This window comes from Pseudomonas sp. HP_14, assembly GCF_055283875.1.
The window spans coordinates 1-20,783 of sequence record NZ_JBTOQI010000027.1; the positions used below are offsets into that span (position 1 = coordinate 1).

Below are 20,783 nucleotides of genomic sequence, written 5' to 3' on the forward strand. Positions count from 1 at the left end.
CCCGCCCCCGCGCCCGCTCGCGGGGGCGCCCACCCGCCCTCCCCCCCCGACCCACATCCCACCCCCCCCCCCCCCCCCCCCCCCCCCCCCCCCCCCCCCCCCCCACTCCTACAGGAAAGCATTACAACTCCACCACCCGAGGAGCAACCACCCATGAACTGGCAAGCCCACGTCACCGTCGCCACGATCGTCGAAGATCAAGGCAAATTCCTGTTTGTAGAAGAACTCAAGGGTGGCAAGGCCGTGCTCAACCAGCCGGCCGGCCACCTCGACCCGAATGAATCCCTGCAACGCGCTGCCGTGCGCGAAACGCTTGAAGAGACTGGCTGGGATGTCGAACTGACCAGCGTCATCGGCATCTATCTCTACACCGCGCCAAGCAACGGTGTGACCTATCAGCGCATCTGCTTTGCCGCCAAACCGCTACGACACAATCCAGAGTATCAACTGGATGACGGCATTATCGGCCCGCAATGGCTGACCCGTGACGAACTCATTGCTCAGCAGGACCGCTGGCGCAGCGAGCTGGTGCTGCGCTGCGTGGACGATTACCTGAACGGCGAACACTTCAGTCTCGACCTGCTGCGCGACAAGGCGTGAGACTCACGCGCCCGCTCCTGTTAGAATCGCGTCCTTTTCGAAGCTACCCATTGAATTCCTATGCCTGATTCAACCCTTTCCGATACTGCACAGAAGCGCGTCATCGTCGGCATGTCCGGCGGCGTAGACTCTTCGGTTTCTGCCGTTCTGCTCATGGAGCAGGGCTATCAGGTGGAAGGCCTGTTCATGAAGAACTGGGAAGAAGACGATGGAACGGAATACTGCACCGCCCGCGAAGACCTCGCCGACGCCCAGGCCGTGTGCGACAAGATCGGCATCAAACTGCATACCGCCAACTTCGCTGCTGAATACTGGGACAACGTGTTCGAGCACTTCCTGGCTGAATACAAAGCCGGGCGCACGCCGAACCCGGACATCCTGTGCAACCGTGAAATCAAGTTCAAGGCCTTTCTCGACTACGCCCTGATGCTCGGTGCCGACCTGATTGCCACCGGCCACTATGTACGCCGTCGCGATATCGATGACCGTACCGAACTGCTCAAGGGCCTGGACCCGAACAAAGACCAGAGCTACTTCCTGCATGCCGTGGGTGGCGATCAGATCGCCAGAACCCTGTTCCCGGTTGGTGAACTGGAGAAGCCCGAAGTGCGGGCGATTGCCGAGAAGCACGGCCTGGCGACGGCCAAGAAAAAAGACTCCACCGGTATCTGCTTTATTGGTGAGCGACGCTTTACTGACTTTCTGCGCCAGTATCTGCCCGCTCAACCCGGCGAGATCAAGACCACCGAAGGCGAAGTCATCGGTCGCCACAGCGGTCTGATGTACCACACCATCGGCCAGCGCCAGGGCCTGGGCATTGGCGGCCTGAAAGACGCCAGCGATGACCCGTGGTACGTGCTGGTCAAGGACCTTGAGAACAACGAGCTGATCGTGGGCCAAGGCAACGACCATCCCTGGTTGTTCTCCCGGGCCCTCGTGGCTTCGCAGATCTACTGGGTGAACCCGATCGACCTGAGCACGCCGCGTCGCCTGACGGCTAAAGTGCGCTACCGCCAAAGCGATCAGCTCTGCACGCTGGAGCAGACCGCCGACGGCTATCGCGCCACCTTCGACGAACCGCAACGCGCCGTCACACCTGGTCAGTCCGTGGTGTTTTATGACGGTGAAATCTGCCTGGGCGGCGGCGTGATAGAAATCGCCGAAGCCTGGCACAGCAAGGACAAGCGTTGATGACCCCGATTCAGGAGCAACTGATCGCACTGGCTGGCGTGTTTCAGGCCGCCGTGCTGGTAGACCGGATCGCCAAGACCGGTCAAAGCAGCGAAGCAGTCCTGGGCTGCATGCTCGGCAGCCTGCTGGTGCAGGACCCGAAGGACACGCTTGACGTTTACGGCGGCGACGACCTGAACCTGCGTGAAGGCTACCGCGCCCTGGCCAGCGCCCTGGAACGTGACCCGTCGACATTGCAGCGCGAACCCTTGCGCTATGCCTTGTCGATGCTAGGCCTGGAACGCCAACTGGCCAAGCGCGACGACATGCTGGAAACCGTAGGCAACCGCCTGCCGCAAATCCAGTCTCAAGTCGAACACTTCGGCATCGCCCACGAAAACGTGATCGCGGCCTGTGGCGCGCTGTATCAAGACACGCTGAGCACACTACGCCAGCGCATCCAGGTGCACGGCGACATGCGCAACCTGCAGCAGCCGAGCAACGCTTCAAAAATCCGCGCCCTGCTGCTGGCCGGTATTCGCTCTGCCCGCCTGTGGCGGCAAAATGGCGGGCATCGCTGGCAGCTGGTTGTGAGTCGCCGCAAGCTATTGAAAGAACTGTACCCGCTGATGCATGGCTGATTCGCCACACATTTGCAGACACTGCTGACAAACACCGCGTGACATACGCTGGTCAGACCGCCCCGATCCGGCCTGGTTTTAATGTATGATACGCGCCCCTTTTCGTTGCCTGACTGTCCGAGAGCACCCCATGCAGCTTTCTTCGCTCACTGCGGTTTCCCCTGTTGACGGCCGCTACGCCGGTAAAACCGAGGCCTTGCGCCCAATTTTCAGCGAATACGGCCTGATCCGTTTTCGCGTCATGGTTGAAGTACGCTGGCTCCAGCGTCTGGCCGCGCACCCTGAAATCACTGAAGTTCCGGCGTTTTCCGCCGAAGCCAACGCCATTCTCAATACCTTGGCGGAAGACTTCTCGGTGACTCACGCCGAGCGCGTGAAGGAAATCGAGCGCACCACCAACCACGACGTCAAAGCCGTGGAATACCTGCTCAAGGAACAGGCTGCCAAGCTGCCTGAGCTGGACAAGGTCAGTGAGTTCATCCACTTCGCCTGCACCAGCGAGGACATCAACAACCTGTCCCACGCACTGATGCTGCGCGAAGGCCGCGACAACGTGATGCTGCCCCTGATGCGCAAGATCGCTGATTCGATCCGCGAGCTGGCTATCCGCTTCGCCGACGTTCCAATGCTGTCGCGCACTCACGGTCAGCCGGCTTCGCCGACCACTCTGGGTAAAGAGCTGGCCAACGTGGTGTATCGTCTGGAGCGTCAGATCGCCCAGATCGCTGCAGTGCCACTGCTTGGCAAAATCAACGGTGCAGTGGGCAACTACAACGCACATATCTCGGCCTACCCGTCCATCGACTGGGAAGCCAACGCTCGCGCCTTCATCGAAGACGAGCTGGGTCTGGGCTTCAACCCTTACACCACGCAGATCGAGCCGCACGATTACATCGCCGAGCTGTTCGACGCCATTGCGCGTTTCAACACCATCCTGATCGACTTCGACCGTGATATCTGGGGCTACATTTCCCTGGGTTATTTCAAGCAGCGCACAATCGCAGGCGAAATCGGTTCGTCGACCATGCCGCACAAGGTCAACCCGATCGACTTCGAAAACTCCGAAGGCAACCTGGGTATCGCTAACGCACTGTTCCAGCATCTGGCGAGCAAGCTGCCGATCTCCCGCTGGCAGCGTGACCTGACCGATTCCACCGTGCTGCGTAACTTGGGCGTTGGCTTCGCTCACAGCGTTATTGCCTACGAAGCCACTCTCAAAGGCATCAGCAAGCTGGAACTCAACGAGCAGAAAATCGCCGCTGATCTGGACGCTTGCTGGGAAGTCCTGGCAGAGCCGATCCAGACCGTCATGCGTCGCTACAACATCGAAAACCCATACGAGAAGCTGAAAGAACTGACGCGCGGCAAGGGCATCAGCCCTGAAGCGCTGCAGACGTTCATCGACACGCTGGACATGCCTGCCGAGGCCAAGGCCGAGTTGAACAAACTCACCCCGGCCAATTACATCGGCAATGCGGTTGCTCAAGCCAAGCGCATCTGATCTGCGAAAAACCATTGCACACGCCCGGCGATGCCGGGCGTTTTTATTGCAGTCTCGAAAAGACAAACTTTCAATAGGTTACACATGAATCCTGATATTCCTCTTCAACTTCTGGGCGGCATCAGCGCGCGCGTTTTCTTGCGTGACTACTGGCAGAAAAAGCCACTCCTGATCCGTCAGGCCCTGCCGGACTTTCAGAGCCCGATCGATCCTGACGAGCTGGCTGGCCTGGCCCTGGAAGAAGAAGTCGAATCGCGATTGGTCATCGAGAACGGCGAGCGCCCATGGGAGCTGCGTCGAGGCCCGTTCGCTGAAGACGAATTCAGCAAGCTGCCGGAAAAAGACTGGACGCTGCTGGTCCAGGCGGTTGACCAGTTCGTGCCGGAAGTCGGCGAACTGCTGGAAAACTTCCGCTTCCTGCCGAGCTGGCGCATTGACGACGTCATGGTCAGTTACGCAGCACCTGGCGGCGGTGTCGGCCCGCACTTTGATAACTACGACGTGTTCTTGCTGCAAGGTCACGGCAAGCGCCACTGGCAGATCGGTCAGATGTGCGATTCGGACAGTCCTCTGCTGCAACATGCTGACCTGCGCATCCTGTCTGACTTCCAGATGACTGAAGAATGGACGCTGGAACCGGGCGATATGCTTTACCTACCGCCGCGTCTCGCCCACTGCGGCGTCGCCGTTGATGACTGTCTGACGTACTCGGTCGGCTTCCGCGCCCCGAGCGCTGCCGAAGTGCTGACCCACTTCACCGACTTCCTCAGCCAGTTCACCCCTGATGAAGAGCGCTACACGGATGCAGATGCACAACCGGCCAATGACCCTCATCAGATCCAGCACGACGCTCTGGACCGCCTGAAAGCCTTGCTGGCTGAACACATGGGCGACGAGCGCCTGCTGCTGACCTGGTTCGGCCAGTTCATGACCGAGCCGCGCTATCCGGAACTGGTGACAGGTCCGGAACTGGAAGAAGAAGACCTGCTGAGCAGCCTGGAACAGGGCGCAGTTCTCATTCGTAACCCAAGCGCGCGCCTGGCATGGTCCGAAGTCGACGACGACCTGCTACTGTTCGCCAGTGGTCAAAGCCGTCTGCTGCCGGGTAGCCTGCGCGAACTGCTGAAAATGATCTGCGCCGCCGATGCCCTGCACAGTGACAACCTCGGCCAATGGTTGGCCGATGAAGAAGGACGCAACCTGCTCTGTGAGCTGGTAAAACAAGGAAGCCTGGGGTTTGCCGATGAATAGAACCAACGTGCGTGTCGCTGACTGGCACAAAGACAATGCCGATATCCGTCGCGTACGCGATGCCGTATTTGTTGCCGAACAGTCAGTGCCGCCAGAACTGGAATGGGACGCTGAAGACAGCGAAGCCATTCACTTCCTCGCGCTGGAGGGGGACTTTGCGATAGGCACAGCCCGCCTGCTGCCGGACGGTGAAATCGGTCGGTTGTCAGTACTCAAGGACTGGCGTGGCATGAAAGTCGGCGAAGCGCTGCTCAGCGCAGTCATCGACGAAGCCGAGCGACGCGACCTCAAGCAGCAGAATCTCAGCGGCCAGGTCCAGGCCGTCGAGTTCTACCAGCGCTTTGGCTTTACCGTGGTCAGCGAAGAGTTTCTTGAGGCAGGCCTGCCCCATGTGAACATGACGCGCCACTCGGGCTGAACCGCCTGACTCAACGCCCTGCCCGCCTGTTTCAGCATGACTATGCTGGTACAGGCGGGCAGGGCGTTTTGCTATCCGCATACGCCTCCTGTTCAACTTGTGCTCCCGCAAGCCGACAAACTGGCAAACTCAGCTCATATTTAGCCGTTCCAGGAGATCAGACTCATGTTCCTGCGCCCCCTGCTCACTTCACTGCTGCTGATATGTAGTGTTTCTGCCATGGCCGCTACCGAAGTGGTACCGCTCAATTACAGAACAAGCGATGACCTGCTGCCAGTCGCCAAATCTTTTCTGGGTCCAGACGGCTCAGTCAGCGCCTACAACAACCAACTGATCGTCAACGCCGAGCCGCGCAAGATCGAAGAACTGCGTGCGTTGATCTCGCAACTTGATGTGGCTGCCAAACGCTTGCTGATTAGCGTCGATACCAGCGATAGCGCGTCACGTAGCAGCAATGGCGTCAATCAGAGCCGGGTAATAAGTTACGGCACCACTAGCCGCGAGGGTGGCGTGCAACAAGTGCAAGCCAGCGAAGGCACGCCAGCGTTGATTCAGGTGGGCCAGAGCGTGCCCGTTACCACATCACGGACCGACAGTTACGGCTATGCCCAGAGCAACACCGAATATCGCAATGTGACTCAGGGTTTTTACGTCACCGCTAGCGTGACCGGTGACATCGTGCACCTGAATATCAGCACCAACCGCGATCGCGTAAGCCAGGAACGGTCCGACACCTTCAAGGTGCAAAGTACCGACAGCCAGGTCAGCGGGCGCCTGGGTGAATGGATCACCCTGGCGGGCGTGAGCGATCAGTCAGTTGCCGACCGCCAAGGCAATACGCAGCAGTATTCGACTCAGGGTCGAGAAGACATGACATTGCGCGTAATGGTGCAAACCCTCGACTGAACAAAGGCTCCAGCAAAATCGGGTACCAAAGGGCCTTTAACTGACTGATTGGTCGCGACAGAGCCAAAATGTAGTGACAACAAAAAAGCACTACAAAACGTTTGACGGGTCAAAAATGGCGAGGCATGATTGCCTCGCTCCCGCTAATCAGAGGCCCTGAAAAGAGCCTTCGGATCGCGCTCAAATCCTACGAGCCGATTCGTGTCTGTATCGCCCACAAGGCAGTTTGACGAGGTTGCGACTGGAACGAAGTTGTCCTGAGGGACGGAAGCGTATTACGGTCCATCGGCAAAGCTGCCAGGTGACGCAACAGGCTCTTGAGTGCCCGACTGCACGCCACAGCTACGCCTTGAACTCGCTCTTCCCGCCTCGAACGACCTCCTTTCACCGCCACCGCGCAAATCAGGCTCATAACCAGACATCTGATCAGCGAGCAGCCATCCATGTGCCTTCGATATCCGGGGCGTTTTGGCGGAGCAGGACATTCCAACAAAACCTATGTGAAAGGGGTTTCGCTCATGGCACTGACACGCGAACAACAAATAGCAGCTCTCGAAAAAGACTGGGCTGAAAATCCGCGCTGGAAAAATGTGACCCGTACGTATTCCGCCGCTGACGTCGTCCGCCTGCGTGGCTCGGTTCAACCTGAACACACATTCGCCAGAAATGGCGCGGAGAAGCTCTGGAATCTGGTCACTCAAGGTGCCAAGCCTTCCTTCCGTCCTGATAAAGACTTCGTCAACTGCATGGGCGCCCTCACCGGCGGTCAGGCGGTACAACAGGTCAAGGCCGGCATTCAGGCGATTTATCTGTCTGGCTGGCAGGTAGCCGCCGACAATAACTCGGCCGAATCGATGTACCCCGATCAATCGCTGTACCCGGTGGACTCCGTACCGACCGTGGTCAAGCGCATCAATAATTCTTTCCGCCGCGCCGACCAGATTCAGTGGAAAGCCGGGAAAGGTCCGGGCGACGAAGGCTACATCGATTACTTCGCACCCATCGTAGCGGATGCCGAGGCCGGTTTTGGCGGCGTACTCAACGCCTATGAACTCATGAAAAGCATGATCGAAGCGGGTGCCGCTGGCGTCCACTTTGAGGACCAACTGGCATCGGTCAAGAAATGCGGCCACATGGGCGGCAAGGTTCTGGTCCCCACCCAGGAAGCGGTACAAAAACTGGTAGCCGCTCGGCTCGCGGCGGACGTTGCCGGTGTACCGACGATTATTCTGGCACGTACCGACGCCAACGCAGCTGACCTGCTGACCTCTGACTGCGATCCGTATGACAAACCGTTCGTAACCGGCACCCGCACGCACGAAGGCTTCTACAAAGTCCGCGCCGGACTGGATCAAGCCATCGCCCGCGGCCTGGCCTATGCGCCTTACGCCGATCTGATCTGGTGCGAAACCGCCAAGCCGGATCTGGACGAAGCGCGCCGCTTTGCTGAAGCAATCAAGAAGGAATACCCGGATCAGTTGCTCTCGTACAACTGCTCGCCCTCCTTCAACTGGAAGAAGAACCTGGACGACGCGACCATCGCGAAATTCCAGCGCGAGCTGTCGGCCATGGGTTACAAGCATCAGTTCATCACCCTGGCGGGCATTCACAACATGTGGCACAGCATGTTCAACCTGGCGCACGACTATGCCCGCAACGACATGACGGCCTACGTGAAACTGCAGGAGCAGGAATTCGCCGATGCCGCCAAGGGTTACACCTTTGTCGCGCACCAGCAGGAAGTGGGCACCGGCTACTTCGATGACGTGACCACCGTGATTCAGGGTGGAGTGTCTTCGGTGACGGCGCTGACGGGCTCTACGGAGGAAGAGCAGTTTCATTGATGGCTGCTGATTCCACTACAGACCGTCTGCATTGGGCGGTCTGTTTCGCCTGACACATCGCCATCGCGAGCAAGCTCACTCCTACAGTTAACCGCATTTCAAACTGTAGGAGTGAGCTTGCTCGCGATGACATCATTCTGGTCGCTGCAAGACCCGACTTGGCAAAGCGAAAGCAGAACGCCTACGACTTAGGTATTAGCTGAAATTCTTAACTAATTCGCAAAATAACCCACTTAACCACAACCAACAACAAATGATACTTATTATCATTTAGAAAACAGTCCTTCTTCCGTAACTTTTTAGAACGAAACATAATTAGGTTAAACCCCGCCAACCCCCGCCCCGCCTGCTCCAAGCCCTCAACTGCGGCCCGTAAGTGATTAATTGCACAAATTAATTTGATATAGAAAATTTACTTGCCCTGTTTTTGCACATAAAATCACCGAAATTGATTTCGCTGCGACATATCGTCGCTGCATATACTATTTTCAAGCTCAGAGACCATTGATCTCTGTCAAGGAATGCCAGCATGTCCGAATCGACAGGTTTGATTGCCCACAACTGGGGCTTCGCCATTTTCCTTTTGGGTGTAGTCGGCCTGTGCGCCTTCATGCTCGGTGTTTCCAGCCTGCTGGGCAGTAAAGCCTGGGGCCGCAGCAAAAACGAACCGTTTGAATCCGGCATGTTGCCTACCGGCAGCGCCCGTCTTCGCCTCTCGGCAAAATTCTATCTGGTCGCGATGCTCTTCGTGATCTTCGACATTGAAGCCCTCTATCTCTTTGCCTGGTCTGTGTCCGTCCGCGAAAGCGGCTGGACCGGATTCGTCGAAGCACTCGTTTTCATAGCAATTCTGTTGGCAGGTCTTGTCTACCTATGGCGGGTTGGAGCGCTGGATTGGGCTCCTGAAGGTCGCCGTAATCGGCAAGCGAAGCTAAAACAATGAGGCTTTGGCGATGCAATACAATCTCACCAGGATCGACCCGGATGCTCCGAATGACGAGTATCCAATCGGCAAACGGGAAACTGTTTCCGACCCGCTAGAAGATCAAGTCCACAAAAACATCTACATGGGCAAGCTGGAAGACGTGCTGAGTGGTGCGGTCAACTGGGGGCGTAAAAACTCCCTGTGGCCTTACAACTTCGGCTTGTCGTGCTGCTATGTGGAAATGACAACCGCCTTCACGGCGCCCCATGACATCGCCCGCTTCGGCGCCGAAGTTATCCGGGCATCGCCGCGTCAGGCGGATTTCATGGTTATTGCCGGTACTTGCTTCATCAAGATGGCGCCGATCATTCAGCGTCTCTACGAGCAAATGCTCGAACCTAAATGGGTTATTTCCATGGGTTCGTGTGCCAACTCCGGTGGTATGTACGACATTTATTCCGTGGTTCAGGGCGTGGACAAGTTCCTTCCTGTGGATGTCTATGTGCCCGGCTGCCCGCCCCGCCCCGAAGCGTTTCTGCAAGGCTTGATGCTGTTGCAGGAATCCATCGGCCAGGAGCGTCGCCCTCTTTCCTGGGTCGTCGGTGACCAAGGCGTGTATCGCGCCGAGATGCCGTCGCAAAAGGAACAGCGCCGCGAACAGCGAATCGCAGTCACCAATCTGCGCAGCCCCGACGAAGTCTGATCCAGAACTGTTCCTTTTAAAGAACGAATAGCTGGCTTCATTCTTTACGTTGACCGAAAGCGATAAAAAACCATGACTACAGGCAGTGCTCTGTACATCCCGCCTTACAAGGCAGACGACCAAGACGTCGTCGTAGAATTGAACAACCGTTTTGGCGCCGAAGCGTTCACCGCTCAATCGACCCGCACTGGCATGCCTGTGCTGTGGGTCGAGCGTGCGCGCCTGATTGAGGTGCTGACCTTCCTGCGTCAGTTGCCAAAACCTTACGTCATGCTTTATGACCTGCATGGCGTGGACGAACGTCTGCGTACCAAGCGCCATGGCTTGCCGGGTGCTGACTTCAGCGTGTTCTACCACTTGCTGTCGATCGAACGTAACAGCGACGTGATGATCAAGGTAGCGCTGTCCGAAAGCGACCTCAGCCTGCCGTCCGTGACCAGCATCTGGCCCAACGCCAACTGGTACGAGCGTGAAGTCTGGGACATGTTCGGTATCGACTTCCGCGGTCACCCGCACCTGAGCCGCATCATGATGCCGCCGACCTGGGAAGGTCACCCGCTGCGCAAGGACTTCCCGGCCCGTGCCACCGAGTTCGATCCGTTCAGCCTGACCCTGGCCAAGCAGCAACTGGAAGAAGAAGCCGCGCGCTTTAATCCGGAAGACTGGGGCATGAAGCGCTCCGGGACCAACGAGGACTACATGTTCCTCAACCTGGGCCCGAACCACCCTTCGGCTCACGGTGCGTTCCGTATCATTCTGCAACTGGACGGTGAAGAGATCGTCGATTGCGTTCCGGACATTGGTTACCACCACCGTGGTGCCGAGAAAATGGCCGAGCGTCAGTCGTGGCACAGCTTCATTCCGTACACCGACCGGATCGATTATCTGGGCGGCGTGATGAACAACCTGCCGTACGTGCTCTCAGTCGAGAAACTGGCTGGCATCAAGGTGCCTGAGAAAGTCGACACCATCCGAATCATGATGGCGGAGTTCTTCCGGATCACCAGCCACTTGCTGTTCCTGGGTACTTACATTCAGGACGTTGGCGCCATGACCCCGGTGTTCTTCACCTTCACCGACCGTCAGCGGGCCTACACCGTGATCGAAGCCATCACCGGTTTCCGTCTGCACCCGGCCTGGTATCGCATCGGCGGCGTTGCTCACGACCTGCCACGCGGTTGGGAAAAACTGGTCAAGGATTTCGTTGACTGGCTGCCGAAGCGTCTCGACGAATACACCAAAGCGGCTCTGCAAAACAGCATCCTGAAAGGTCGGACCATCGGTGTCGCTGCCTATAACACCAAAGAGGCCCTCGAATGGGGTGTCACCGGTGCAGGCCTGCGTTCTACCGGTTGCGATTTCGACCTGCGTAAAGCGCGCCCTTACTCCGGCTACGAGAACTTCGAGTTTGAAGTGCCGCTGGCGGCCAATGGTGACGCCTACGACCGCTGCATGGTTCGCGTAGAAGAGATGCGCCAGAGCATCAAGATCATCGACCAGTGCATGCGCAACATGCCGGAAGGCCCGTACAAAGCGGATCACCCGCTGACCACGCCGCCGCCGAAAGAGCGCACGCTGCAGCACATCGAGACCTTGATCACGCACTTCCTGCAAGTTTCGTGGGGCCCGGTCATGCCGGCCAACGAATCCTTCCAGATGATCGAAGCGACCAAGGGCATCAACAGTTATTACCTGACGAGCGACGGCGGCACCATGAGCTACCGTACCCGGATCCGCACCCCAAGCTTCCCGCATCTGCAACAGATCCCTTCGGTGATCAAAGGCAGCATGGTCGCGGACTTGATTGCGTACCTGGGTAGTATCGATTTCGTTATGGCCGACGTGGACCGCTAAGCATGAGCATGAACAGCACGCTTATCCAGACAGACCGTTTCGCCCTCAGCGAAACCGAGCGCTCGGCCATTGAGCACGAGTTGCATCACTATGAAGACCCGCGCGCGGCGTCCATCGAAGCCCTGAAGATCGTCCAGAAGGAACGAGGCTGGGTGCCGGACGGCGCGATCTACGCCATTGGCGAACTGATCGGCATCCCTGCCAGTGACGTTGAAGGTGTGGCGACGTTCTACAGCCAAATCTTCCGCCAGCCGGTTGGCCGACACATTATTCGCGTCTGCAACAGCATGGTCTGTTTCATCGCCGGTCACGAATCGGTTGTCGAAGAGATCCAGAATTCGCTGGGCATCGCTCCTGGCCAGACTACGGCCGACGGGCGTTTCACCCTGCTGCCGGTCTGCTGCCTGGGCAACTGCGACAAAGCCCCGGCCGTGATGGTCGACGATGACACCTTTGGCGACGTGCAACCCGGCACTGTGGCCAAGATGCTGGAGGGTTACCCATGACCATCACTTCCTTCGGCCCTGCCAACCGCATTGCGCGCACGGCAGAAACCCACCCGCTGACCTGGCGTCTGCGTGACGACGGCGAGCCGGTCTGGCTCGACGAATATCAGGCCAAAGACGGTTATGCGGCGGCGCGCAAGGCGCTCACCCAGCAATCGCCTGACGACATCGTCCAGTCAGTCAAAGACTCCGGCCTTAAAGGTCGCGGCGGCGCGGGCTTCCCCACTGGCGTGAAGTGGGGCCTGATGCCCAAAGACGAATCCATGAACATCCGCTACCTGCTGTGCAACGCGGATGAAATGGAGCCCAACACCTGGAAAGACCGGATGCTGATGGAGCAGCTGCCACACCTATTGGTGGAAGGCATGCTGATCAGTGCTCGTGCGCTGAAAGCCTATCGCGGTTACATCTTCCTGCGCGGCGAATACGTCACTGCGGCCAAGCACCTCAATCGTGCCGTGGCAGAAGCCAAGGCAGCCGGTCTGCTGGGCAAGAACATTCTGGGCACCGGCTTTGATTTCGAGCTGTTCGTTCACACCGGCGCCGGGCGTTACATCTGCGGTGAAGAAACCGCACTGATCAACTCCCTGGAAGGCCGTCGCGCCAACCCGCGCTCCAAGCCGCCCTTCCCGGCCGCCGTTGGTGTGTGGGGCAAGCCGACGTGCGTGAACAACGTCGAAACCCTGTGCAACGTGCCCGCCATCGTTGGCAACGGCAACGACTGGTATAAATCCATCGCCCGCGAAGGCAGCGAAGACCACGGCACCAAGCTGATGGGTTTCTCCGGCAAGGTGAAAAACCCTGGCCTGTGGGAACTGCCTTTCGGCGTACAGGCCCGTGAGTTGTTCGAAGACTACGCAGGCGGCATGCGCGACGGTTACAAGCTCAAGTGCTGGCAGCCAGGCGGCGCCGGTACCGGCTTCCTGTTGCCGGAACACCTCGAAGCGCAAATGTATGCCGGCGGCATCGCCAAGGTCGGTACGCGGATGGGTACAGGGCTGGCCATGGCCGTTGACGACAAGGTCAACATGGTCTCGCTGCTGCGCAACATGGAAGAGTTCTTCGCTCAGGAATCCTGCGGTTTCTGTACCCCCTGCCGTGACGGTTTGCCCTGGAGCGTGAAGATTCTGCGCGCCCTGGAAAAAGGCGTCGGCCAGGCGGGTGATATCGAAACCCTGCTGGGACTCGTTGGCTTCCTTGGCCCGGGCAAGACCTTCTGTGCTCACGCACCGGGTGCCGTGGAGCCGTTGGGCAGTGCGATCAAATATTTCCGCCCGGAGTTCGAGGCCGGTATCGCGCCCACCAGCGCAGCCGTCCCGCCTCTGGCAAGGCCGATCATCGTCGGCGCGTAACCGTTTGCAAGGCCGGGGGAATGCCTCCGGTCCATCGCGTGATGACGCCCTGAAGGCTGTTTAGAGTCGCGCGAATAACAAGATTCCATTAGCCACGCCCGCTGACACCGGGCCAACGAAGACCTTTGAACCATGGCCACTATCCACGTAGACGGCAAAGCGCTCGAAGTCGATGGGGCAGACAACCTGTTACAGGCATGTCTGTCGCTAGGCCTCGACATCCCGTATTTCTGCTGGCACCCCGCCCTCGGCAGCGTTGGCGCCTGTCGCCAATGTGCGGTCAAGCAGTACACGGACGAGAACGACACCCGTGGTCGTATCGTCATGTCCTGCATGACTCCAGCCACCGATAACACCTGGATTTCCATCGAAGATGACGAATCCAAGGCCTTCCGGGCCAGTGTCGTCGAATGGCTGATGACCAACCACCCCCACGACTGCCCGGTCTGTGAGGAAGGCGGTCACTGCCACCTGCAAGACATGACCGTGATGACTGGCCACAACGAGCGCCGTTATCGCTTCACTAAACGCACCCACCAGAACCAGGAACTCGGCCCGTTCATCGCTCACGAGATGAACCGCTGCATCGCCTGCTACCGTTGCGTACGTTTCTATAAAGATTATGCGGGCGGCACTGACCTCGGTGTGTTCGGCGCCCACGACAACGTGTACTTTGGTCGCGTTGAAGACGGCGTTCTGGAAAGCGAGTTCTCCGGCAACCTCACCGAGGTCTGCCCGACCGGTGTGTTCACCGACAAGACTCACTCCGAGCGTTACAACCGTAAGTGGGACATGCAGTTCTCGCCGAGTATCTGCCATGGCTGCTCAAGCGGTTGCAACATCAGCCCGGGCGAGCGCTACGGTGAAATCCGCCGTATCGAGAATCGCTACAACGGTTCGGTCAACCAGTACTTCCTGTGTGACCGCGGCCGTTTCGGCTACGGCTACGTCAACCGCGAAGACCGTCCACGTCAGCCACATCTGGCCGACGGCAGCAAACTGAGCCTGGATCAGGCCCTGGATAACGCGGCTGATCTGCTGCGCGGTCGCAACATCGTCGGTATCGGTTCGCCTCGCGCCAGCCTGGAAAGCAACTACGCCCTGCGCGAGCTGGTGGGTGCCGAGCACTTCTATTCGGGTATTGAAGCTTCCGAGCTGGAGCGCATCCGTCTGGTCGCCCAAGTGCTGAAAGACAGCCCGCTGCCGATCCCGACCCTGCGTGACATCGAAGACCACGACGCTATTTTTGTCCTTGGCGAAGACTTGACCCAAACCGCTGCTCGTCTGGCTCTGGGTCTGCGCCAAGCGGTGAAAGGCAAAGCCGAAGACATGGCTGCGGCGATGAAAGTCCAGCCTTGGCTCGACGCGGCAGTGAAGAACATCGGTCAGCACGAGCTGAACCCACTGTTTATCGCCAGTCTGGCTGAAACCAAGCTGGATGACGTTGCTGAAGAATGCGTTCACGCAGCACCGGACGATCTGGCGCGTATCGGTTTCGCGGTCGCTCATGCGCTGGATGCCAGTGCGCCCGCCGTTGAAGGCCTTGAGCCTGAAGCTCTGGAATTGGCACAACGTATTGCCGATGCCCTGCTGGCCGCCAAGCGCCCACTGATCATCGCCGGTACTTCGCTGGGTTCCAAAGCGCTGATCGAAGCCGCGGCCAACATTGCCAAAGCGCTGAAGCTGCGCGAGAAGGCAGGCTCCATCAGCCTGATCGTGCCGGAAGCCAACAGCATGGGCCTAGCCCTGCTGGGTGGCGACTCTGTCGATGCCGCGCTGCAAGCAGTAATCGACGGCAAGGCCGACGCCATTGTCGTGCTGGAAAACGATCTGTACACCCGCACCGATGCTGCCAAGGTCGATGCAGCCCTGAGCGCGGCGAAAGTCGTGATCGTGGCTGATCATCAGAAAACCCCGACCGGTGATCGTGCTCATCTGGTGCTGCCTGCTGCCAGTTTTGCTGAGGGCGACGGTACGCTGGTCAGCCAGGAAGGCCGTGCCCAGCGCTTCTTCCAGGTGTTCGACCCGACTTATCTGGACTCCAGCATTCTGGTTCACGAAGGCTGGCGCTGGCTGCACGCCCTGCGCTCCACCCTGCTGAACAAGCCGGTAGACTGGACGTTGCTCGACCACGTGACGGCTGCCTGCGCGGCAAGCACTCCGCAATTGGCCGCCATCGTCAACGCCGCGCCGTCGGCTGCGTTCCGTATCAAAGGCTTGAAGCTGGCTCGCGAACCACTGCGCTACAGCGGCCGTACAGCCATGCGCGCCAACATCAGCGTGCATGAACCGCGTACCTCCCAGGACAACGACACCGCGTTCTCCTTCTCTATGGAAGGTTACTCGGGTTCGGTTGAACCACGTCAGCAAGTACCATTTGCCTGGTCACCGGGCTGGAACTCGCCACAAGCGTGGAACAAGTTCCAGGACGAAGTCGGCGGTCACTTGCGTGCAGGTGATCCGGGCACTCGTCTGATCGAAACCCAAGGCGATAACTTGAGCTGGTTCACCAGCGCGCCTCGCGCCTTCTCCCCTGCTCAAGGGACCTGGCAAGTGGTGCCGTTCTATCACCTGTTCGGCAGCGAAGAGAACTCGTCGAAAGCCGCACCGGTGCAAGAGCGCATTCCTGCTCCTTACGTTGCTTTGGCCAAATCAGAAGCCGATCGCCTGGGCGTCAACGATGGTGCTTTGCTGTCCTTGAATGTCGCTGGTCAGACCTTGCGTCTGCCGCTGCGCATCAACGAAGAGCTGGGCGCAGGTCTGGTGGCGTTGCCTGCCGGTCTGGCCGGTATTCCGCCGGCGATTTTCGGCAAGTCCGTTGACGGTCTGCAGGAGGCAGCGCAATGAGTTGGTTCACCCCTGATGTGATCGACGCGATCATTGCGGTCGTCAAGGCTATCGTTGTGCTGCTGGCTGTTGTGGTCTGCGGCGCACTGCTGAGCTTTGTGGAACGTCGCCTGTTGGGCTGGTGGCAGGACCGTTATGGTCCAAACCGCGTTGGCCCTTTCGGCATGTTCCAGATTGCTGCCGACATGCTGAAAATGTTCTTCAAGGAAGACTGGACCCCGCCGTTTGCCGACAAGGTGATCTTCACCCTGGCCCCGGTAGTTGCCATGAGCGCCCTGCTGATCGCGTTCTCGATTATCCCGATCACCCCAAGCTGGGGCGTGGCGGATCTGAACATCGGTCTGCTGTTCTTCTTCGCCATGGCCGGGCTGTCGGTTTACGCCGTTCTGTTTGCCGGTTGGTCGAGTAACAACAAGTTCGCCCTGCTTGGTGCGCTGCGTGCTTCAGCACAAACCGTGTCCTACGAAGTGTTCATGGGCCTGGCGTTGATGGGCATCGTGGTGCAGGTTGGCTCGTTCAACATGCGCGACATCGTGGAGTATCAGGCGCAGAACCTGTGGTTCATCATTCCGCAGTTCTTTGGCTTCTGTACCTTCTTCATTGCTGGCGTCGCCGTGACTCACCGTCACCCGTTCGACCAGCCGGAAGCGGAGCAGGAACTGGCTGACGGCTACCACATTGAATATGCAGGCATGAAGTGGGGCATGTTCTTCGTTGGCGAATACATCGGCATCATTCTGATCTCGGCACTGCTGGTGACGCTGTTCTTCGGTGGCTGGCACGGTCCGTTCGATATCCTGCCTTCGCTGTCGTTCTTCTGGTTCGCCATCAAGACTGCATTCTTCATCATGCTGTTCATCCTGCTGCGTGCATCCATTCCGCGCCCACGCTATGACCAGGTCATGGATTTCAGCTGGAAATTCTGTCTGCCGCTGACCCTGATCAATTTGCTGGTGACTGCTGCGGTTGTGCTGTTGAACACACCAGCCGGCTCGGTTCAGTGAGGATTTGACCCATGTTCAAATATATTGGCGACATCGTTAAGGGTACTGGTACCCAACTGCGAAGCCTGGTGATGGTATTCGGTCACGGCTTCCGCAAACGCGACACCCTGCAATACCCGGAAGAGGCTGTGTATCTGCCACCGCGCTATCGCGGTCGTATCGTGCTGACTCGCGACCCTGATGGTGAAGAGCGCTGCGTAGCCTGCAACCTGTGCGCCGTGGCTTGCCCGGTCGGCTGCATCTCGCTGCAGAAAGCCGAAACCGATGACGGCCGTTGGTATCCAGAGTTCTTCCGCATCAACTTCTCGCGTTGCATTTTCTGCGGCCTGTGCGAAGAAGCCTGCCCGACCACCGCAATCCAGCTGACACCGGATTTCGAAATGGCCGAGTTCAAACGTCAGGATCTGGTTTACGAGAAAGAAGATCTACTGATCTCCGGCCCCGGCAAGAACCCTGACTACAACTTCTATCGCGTCGCCGGTATGGCCGTCGCTGGCAAGCCCAAGGGCTCTGCACAGAACGAAGCCGAACCGATCAACGTCAAGAGCTTGCTGCCTTAAGGAAGTAAAGATGGAATTCGCTTTCTATTTCGCATCCGGCATCGCTGTAGTGTCCACCCTTCGGGTGATCACTAACACCAACCCGGTGCACGCCCTGCTCTACCTGATCATTTCGCTGATCGCCGTGGCGATGACTTTTTTCAGCCTTGGCGCTCCGTTCGCCGGGGTTCTGGAAGTCATCGCTTACGCGGGCGCAATCATGGTCCTGTTCGTTTTCGTGGTGATGATGCTCAACCTGGGCCCGGCCTCGGTTCAGCAGGAACGCACCTGGCTCACACCCGGTATCTGGGTCGGCCCGGTGATTCTGGGCGCCCTGTTGTTGGCTGAACTGCTGTACGTGCTGTTCGCCAACCAGACAGGCGCCGCTATCGGTCACACCACCGTCGACGCCAAGGCAGTCGGCATCAGCCTGTTCGGGCCTTACCTGCTGGTCGTCGAGCTGGCCTCGATGCTATTGCTGGCGGCAGCGGTGACGGCATTCCATCTGGGCCGCAACGAAGCGAAGGAGCCAAGCCAATGAATGCTATCCCTCTGGAGCACGGTCTGGCGGTTGCCGGGGTCCTGTTCGTTCTCGGCCTGGTCGGTCTGATAGTGCGCCGTAACATTCTTTTTGTGTTGATGAGCCTGGAGATCATGATGAACGCATCAGCTCTGGCGTTCGTCGTTGCCGGTAGCCGCTGGGCTCAGCCGGATGGACAAGTGATGTTCATCCTGGTGATCACCCTCGCTGCTGCCGAGGCCAGTATTGGCCTGGCGATCCTGATGCAGCTGTATCGCCGCTTCCACACTCTCGATATCGACGCTGCCAGCGAGATGCGCGGATGAACCTACTCTTTCTGACTTTCGTATTTCCCCTGATCGGTTTTCTGCTGCTGTCGTTCTCCCGTGGGCGCATCTCGGAAAACCTCGCGGCACTGATCGGCGTCGGCTCTATCGGCCTGTCAGCCATCGTTACTGCGTGGGTTATCTGGCAGTTCAACGTTGCGCCGCCTGAAGGCGGTCACTACACCCAGGTGTTGTGGCGCTGGATGGCCGTGGACGGTTTCGAACCCAACTTCGCACTGTATCTCGACGGCCTGTCCGTGACGATGCTCGGCGTAGTGGTCGGCGTCGGCTTCCTGATCCACCTGTTCGCTTCCTGGTACATGCGTGGCGAAGCCGGTTACTCGCGCTTCTTCGCGTACACCAACCTGTTCATCGCCAGCATGCTTTTCCTGATCCTCGGCGATAACCTGTTATTCCTGTACTTCGGTTGGGAAGGTGTAGGTCTGTGCAGTTACCTGTTGATCGGCTTCTACTACAGCAACCGCAACAACGGTAACGCGGCACTCAAAGCCTTCATCGTGACCCGTATCGGCGACGTGTTCATGGCCATCGGCCTGTTCATCCTGTTCCAGCAACTGGGCACGTTGAACGTCCAGGAATTGCTGGTGCGTGCGCCGGAGCATTTCAAGGTCGGCGACTTCTGGATCGTACTGGCTACCCTGCTGCTGCTCGGTGGTGCTGTGGGTAAATCCGCGCAACTGCCACTGCAAACCTGGCTGGCGGATGCGATGGCCGGTCCTACTCCGGTTTCGGCACTGATCCACGCCGCAACCATGGTGACCGCAGGTGTTTACCTGATCGCCCGTACTCACGGCCTGTTCGCCCTGGCGCCGGACATCCTGCACCTGGTAGGCATCGTCGGCGGCGTGACACTGGTTCTGGCAGGTTTCGCGGCACTGGTACAGACCGACATCAAACGTATCCTCGCCTATTCGACCATGAGCCAGATTGGCTACATGTTCCTGGCGCTGGGCGTAGGCGCCTGGGAAGGCGCGATCTTCCACCTGATGACTCACGCGTTCTTCAAGGCGCTGCTGTTCCTCGCATCCGGTGCGGTGATCGTTGCCTGCCACCACGAGCAGAACATCTTCAAGATGGGCGGGCTGTGGAAGAAACTGCCACTGGCCTACGCCAGCTTCATCGTCGGCGGCTCAGCCCTTGCGGCCTTGCCGTTGCTGACGGCGGGCTTCTACTCCAAGGACGAAATTCTTTGGGAGGCTTTCGCCAGCGGCAACAACGGTCTGCTGTACGCAGGTCTGGTCGGCGCGTTCATGACTTCGCTGTACACCTTCCGCCTGATCTTCATCACCTTCCACGGTGAAGCCAAGACTGAAGCGCACGCCGGTCACGGTATCGCCCACTGGTTGCCATTGAGCGTGCTGATCGTGCTGTCGACCTTCGTTGGCGCGCTGATCACTCCACCGTTGGCGGGTGTACTGCCGCAAAGCGTCGGTCACGCCGGTGGCGATGCCAAGCACAGCCTGGAAATCGCGTCGGGGGCTATCGCTCTGGCCGGTATCCTGCTGGCTGCCTTGCTGTTCCTGGGCAAGCGCCGCTTGGTGACCTCCATAGCCAACAGCGCTCCGGGTCGTTTCCTGTCAGCCTGGTGGTTCGCTGCATGGGGCTTCGATTGGGTGTACGACAAGCTGTTCGTCAAGCCGTATCTGGCTATCTGCCAGTTGCTGCGTAGCGACCCGCTGGACCACACCATTGGTTTGATCCCACGTCTGGTCAAGGCAGGTCATGGCAGCATGACCCGTACCGAAACCGGTCAACTGCGCTGGTATGCCGCTTCGATCGCTGTAGGTGCCGTGCTGGTACTCGGCGCCGTCGTTGTGATTGCGGTCTGACATGAACCTTGCGAATTTGCGAAAGG

Annotated in this window: 19 protein-coding genes; all 19 read left to right on the forward strand. The window is 58.6% G+C overall.

Going from position 1 to position 20,783, the window contains the following annotated elements; genetic code table 11:
• Positions 1 to 153 precede the first annotated feature (153 nt).
• The 19 genes from ACYASS_RS17290 to nuoL all read left to right on the forward strand — a co-directional run bounded on the left by ACYASS_RS17290 (position 154) and on the right by nuoL (position 20,757).
• Entirely contained in the window at positions 154 to 600 is a 447-nt protein-coding gene (locus tag ACYASS_RS17290; protein WP_463587020.1) for an NUDIX hydrolase, read from the forward strand.
• A 60-nt stretch (positions 601 to 660) separates the two neighbouring features.
• Positions 661 to 1,791 carry a tRNA 2-thiouridine(34) synthase MnmA gene (mnmA, locus tag ACYASS_RS17295; RefSeq protein WP_463587021.1) on the forward strand — a complete coding sequence of 377 codons (1,131 nt, stop codon included), beginning with the start codon at positions 661 to 663 and terminating at the stop codon, positions 1,789 to 1,791.
• Positions 1,791 to 2,411, forward strand: a complete 621-nt coding sequence (hflD, locus tag ACYASS_RS17300) for a high frequency lysogenization protein HflD (RefSeq protein WP_243248928.1) — start codon at positions 1,791 to 1,793, stop codon at positions 2,409 to 2,411. The genes mnmA and hflD overlap by 1 nt, the downstream gene beginning before the upstream one ends.
• 130 nt (positions 2,412 to 2,541) lie before the next feature.
• Positions 2,542 to 3,912, forward strand: a complete 1,371-nt coding sequence (purB, locus tag ACYASS_RS17305) for an adenylosuccinate lyase (protein WP_243248927.1) — start codon at positions 2,542 to 2,544, stop codon at positions 3,910 to 3,912.
• Positions 3,913 to 3,996: 84 nt separating this feature from the next.
• Positions 3,997 to 5,163 carry a ribosomal protein uL16 3-hydroxylase gene (locus ACYASS_RS17310; RefSeq protein WP_087265257.1) on the forward strand — a complete coding sequence of 389 codons (1,167 nt, stop codon included), beginning with the start codon at positions 3,997 to 3,999 and terminating at the stop codon, positions 5,161 to 5,163.
• The gene (locus tag ACYASS_RS17315; RefSeq protein WP_463587022.1) at positions 5,156 to 5,581 is read left to right on the forward strand and encodes a GNAT family N-acetyltransferase; all 426 of its coding nucleotides are present in this window, start codon (positions 5,156 to 5,158) and stop codon (positions 5,579 to 5,581) included. Before ACYASS_RS17310 ends, ACYASS_RS17315 begins: the two co-directional genes overlap by 8 nt.
• A gap of 165 nt (positions 5,582 to 5,746) precedes the next feature.
• Positions 5,747 to 6,487 (forward strand): secretin N-terminal domain-containing protein, encoded by a 741-nt coding sequence (locus ACYASS_RS17320; protein WP_463587023.1) that lies wholly within the window; start codon positions 5,747 to 5,749, stop codon positions 6,485 to 6,487.
• 518 nt (positions 6,488 to 7,005) lie between these two features.
• On the forward strand, positions 7,006 to 8,331 hold the full coding sequence (gene aceA / locus ACYASS_RS17325) for an isocitrate lyase (protein ID WP_027899399.1): 1,326 nt from the start codon (positions 7,006 to 7,008) through the stop codon (positions 8,329 to 8,331).
• A gap of 529 nt (positions 8,332 to 8,860) precedes the next feature.
• The gene (locus tag ACYASS_RS17330) at positions 8,861 to 9,274 is read left to right on the forward strand and encodes an NADH-quinone oxidoreductase subunit A (RefSeq protein ID WP_027899398.1); all 414 of its coding nucleotides are present in this window, start codon (positions 8,861 to 8,863) and stop codon (positions 9,272 to 9,274) included.
• Positions 9,275 to 9,284: 10 nt separating this feature from the next.
• Positions 9,285 to 9,959 carry a NuoB/complex I 20 kDa subunit family protein gene (locus ACYASS_RS17335; RefSeq protein ID WP_027899397.1) on the forward strand — a complete coding sequence of 225 codons (675 nt, stop codon included), beginning with the start codon at positions 9,285 to 9,287 and terminating at the stop codon, positions 9,957 to 9,959.
• 72 nt (positions 9,960 to 10,031) lie between these two features.
• Positions 10,032 to 11,813 (forward strand): NADH-quinone oxidoreductase subunit C/D, encoded by a 1,782-nt coding sequence (gene nuoC / locus ACYASS_RS17340; protein ID WP_087265297.1) that lies wholly within the window; start codon positions 10,032 to 10,034, stop codon positions 11,811 to 11,813.
• An 8-nt stretch (positions 11,814 to 11,821) separates the two neighbouring features.
• A complete protein-coding gene (gene nuoE, locus ACYASS_RS17345; protein WP_027899395.1) occupies positions 11,822 to 12,319 on the forward strand; it encodes an NADH-quinone oxidoreductase subunit NuoE in 498 nt (165 codons plus the stop codon).
• Entirely contained in the window at positions 12,316 to 13,671 is a 1,356-nt protein-coding gene (gene nuoF / locus ACYASS_RS17350; protein WP_122709149.1) for an NADH-quinone oxidoreductase subunit NuoF, read from the forward strand. Before nuoE ends, nuoF begins: the two co-directional genes overlap by 4 nt.
• A 132-nt stretch (positions 13,672 to 13,803) precedes the next feature.
• Positions 13,804 to 16,518, forward strand: a complete 2,715-nt coding sequence (gene nuoG / locus ACYASS_RS17355; RefSeq protein WP_463587024.1) for an NADH-quinone oxidoreductase subunit NuoG — start codon at positions 13,804 to 13,806, stop codon at positions 16,516 to 16,518.
• Complete coding sequence (gene nuoH / locus ACYASS_RS17360) at positions 16,515 to 17,522, forward strand: NADH-quinone oxidoreductase subunit NuoH (protein ID WP_095097525.1); 1,008 nt, start codon at positions 16,515 to 16,517, stop codon at positions 17,520 to 17,522. Before nuoG ends, nuoH begins: the two co-directional genes overlap by 4 nt.
• Before the next feature lie 11 nt (positions 17,523 to 17,533).
• Positions 17,534 to 18,082, forward strand: coding sequence for an NADH-quinone oxidoreductase subunit NuoI (gene nuoI, locus ACYASS_RS17365; protein WP_017123831.1), 549 nt, complete (start codon positions 17,534 to 17,536; stop codon positions 18,080 to 18,082).
• A 10-nt stretch (positions 18,083 to 18,092) separates the two neighbouring features.
• Complete coding sequence (gene nuoJ, locus ACYASS_RS17370; RefSeq protein WP_027899391.1) at positions 18,093 to 18,602, forward strand: NADH-quinone oxidoreductase subunit J; 510 nt, start codon at positions 18,093 to 18,095, stop codon at positions 18,600 to 18,602.
• On the forward strand, positions 18,599 to 18,907 hold the full coding sequence (gene nuoK, locus ACYASS_RS17375) for an NADH-quinone oxidoreductase subunit NuoK (RefSeq protein ID WP_027899390.1): 309 nt from the start codon (positions 18,599 to 18,601) through the stop codon (positions 18,905 to 18,907). The genes nuoJ and nuoK overlap by 4 nt, the downstream gene beginning before the upstream one ends.
• Positions 18,904 to 20,757: an NADH-quinone oxidoreductase subunit L gene (nuoL, locus tag ACYASS_RS17380; RefSeq protein ID WP_463587025.1), complete on the forward strand. Its 1,854-nt coding sequence runs from the start codon at positions 18,904 to 18,906 to the stop codon at positions 20,755 to 20,757. The genes nuoK and nuoL overlap by 4 nt, the downstream gene beginning before the upstream one ends.
• Positions 20,758 to 20,783: the final 26 nt, after the last annotated feature.

Coding starts and splice junctions, on each gene's coding strand:
- nuoI (WP_017123831.1), top strand. CDS start 17,534: ATGTTCAAATATATTGGCGACATCGTTAAGGGTACTGGTACCCAACTG.
- nuoH (WP_095097525.1), top strand. CDS start 16,515: ATGAGTTGGTTCACCCCTGATGTGATCGACGCGATCATTGCGGTCGTC.
- ACYASS_RS17335 (WP_027899397.1), top strand. CDS start 9,285: ATGCAATACAATCTCACCAGGATCGACCCGGATGCTCCGAATGACGAG.
- nuoG (WP_463587024.1), top strand. CDS start 13,804: ATGGCCACTATCCACGTAGACGGCAAAGCGCTCGAAGTCGATGGGGCA.
- nuoL (WP_463587025.1), top strand. CDS start 18,904: ATGAACCTACTCTTTCTGACTTTCGTATTTCCCCTGATCGGTTTTCTG.
- aceA (WP_027899399.1), top strand. CDS start 7,006: ATGGCACTGACACGCGAACAACAAATAGCAGCTCTCGAAAAAGACTGG.
- nuoK (WP_027899390.1), top strand. CDS start 18,599: ATGAATGCTATCCCTCTGGAGCACGGTCTGGCGGTTGCCGGGGTCCTG.
- nuoF (WP_122709149.1), top strand. CDS start 12,316: ATGACCATCACTTCCTTCGGCCCTGCCAACCGCATTGCGCGCACGGCA.
- ACYASS_RS17330 (WP_027899398.1), top strand. CDS start 8,861: ATGTCCGAATCGACAGGTTTGATTGCCCACAACTGGGGCTTCGCCATT.
- nuoE (WP_027899395.1), top strand. CDS start 11,822: ATGAACAGCACGCTTATCCAGACAGACCGTTTCGCCCTCAGCGAAACC.
- ACYASS_RS17290 (WP_463587020.1), top strand. CDS start 154: ATGAACTGGCAAGCCCACGTCACCGTCGCCACGATCGTCGAAGATCAA.
- hflD (WP_243248928.1), top strand. CDS start 1,791: ATGACCCCGATTCAGGAGCAACTGATCGCACTGGCTGGCGTGTTTCAG.
- nuoJ (WP_027899391.1), top strand. CDS start 18,093: ATGGAATTCGCTTTCTATTTCGCATCCGGCATCGCTGTAGTGTCCACC.
- ACYASS_RS17320 (WP_463587023.1), top strand. CDS start 5,747: ATGTTCCTGCGCCCCCTGCTCACTTCACTGCTGCTGATATGTAGTGTT.
- ACYASS_RS17315 (WP_463587022.1), top strand. CDS start 5,156: ATGAATAGAACCAACGTGCGTGTCGCTGACTGGCACAAAGACAATGCC.
- nuoC (WP_087265297.1), top strand. CDS start 10,032: ATGACTACAGGCAGTGCTCTGTACATCCCGCCTTACAAGGCAGACGAC.
- purB (WP_243248927.1), top strand. CDS start 2,542: ATGCAGCTTTCTTCGCTCACTGCGGTTTCCCCTGTTGACGGCCGCTAC.
- mnmA (WP_463587021.1), top strand. CDS start 661: ATGCCTGATTCAACCCTTTCCGATACTGCACAGAAGCGCGTCATCGTC.
- ACYASS_RS17310 (WP_087265257.1), top strand. CDS start 3,997: ATGAATCCTGATATTCCTCTTCAACTTCTGGGCGGCATCAGCGCGCGC.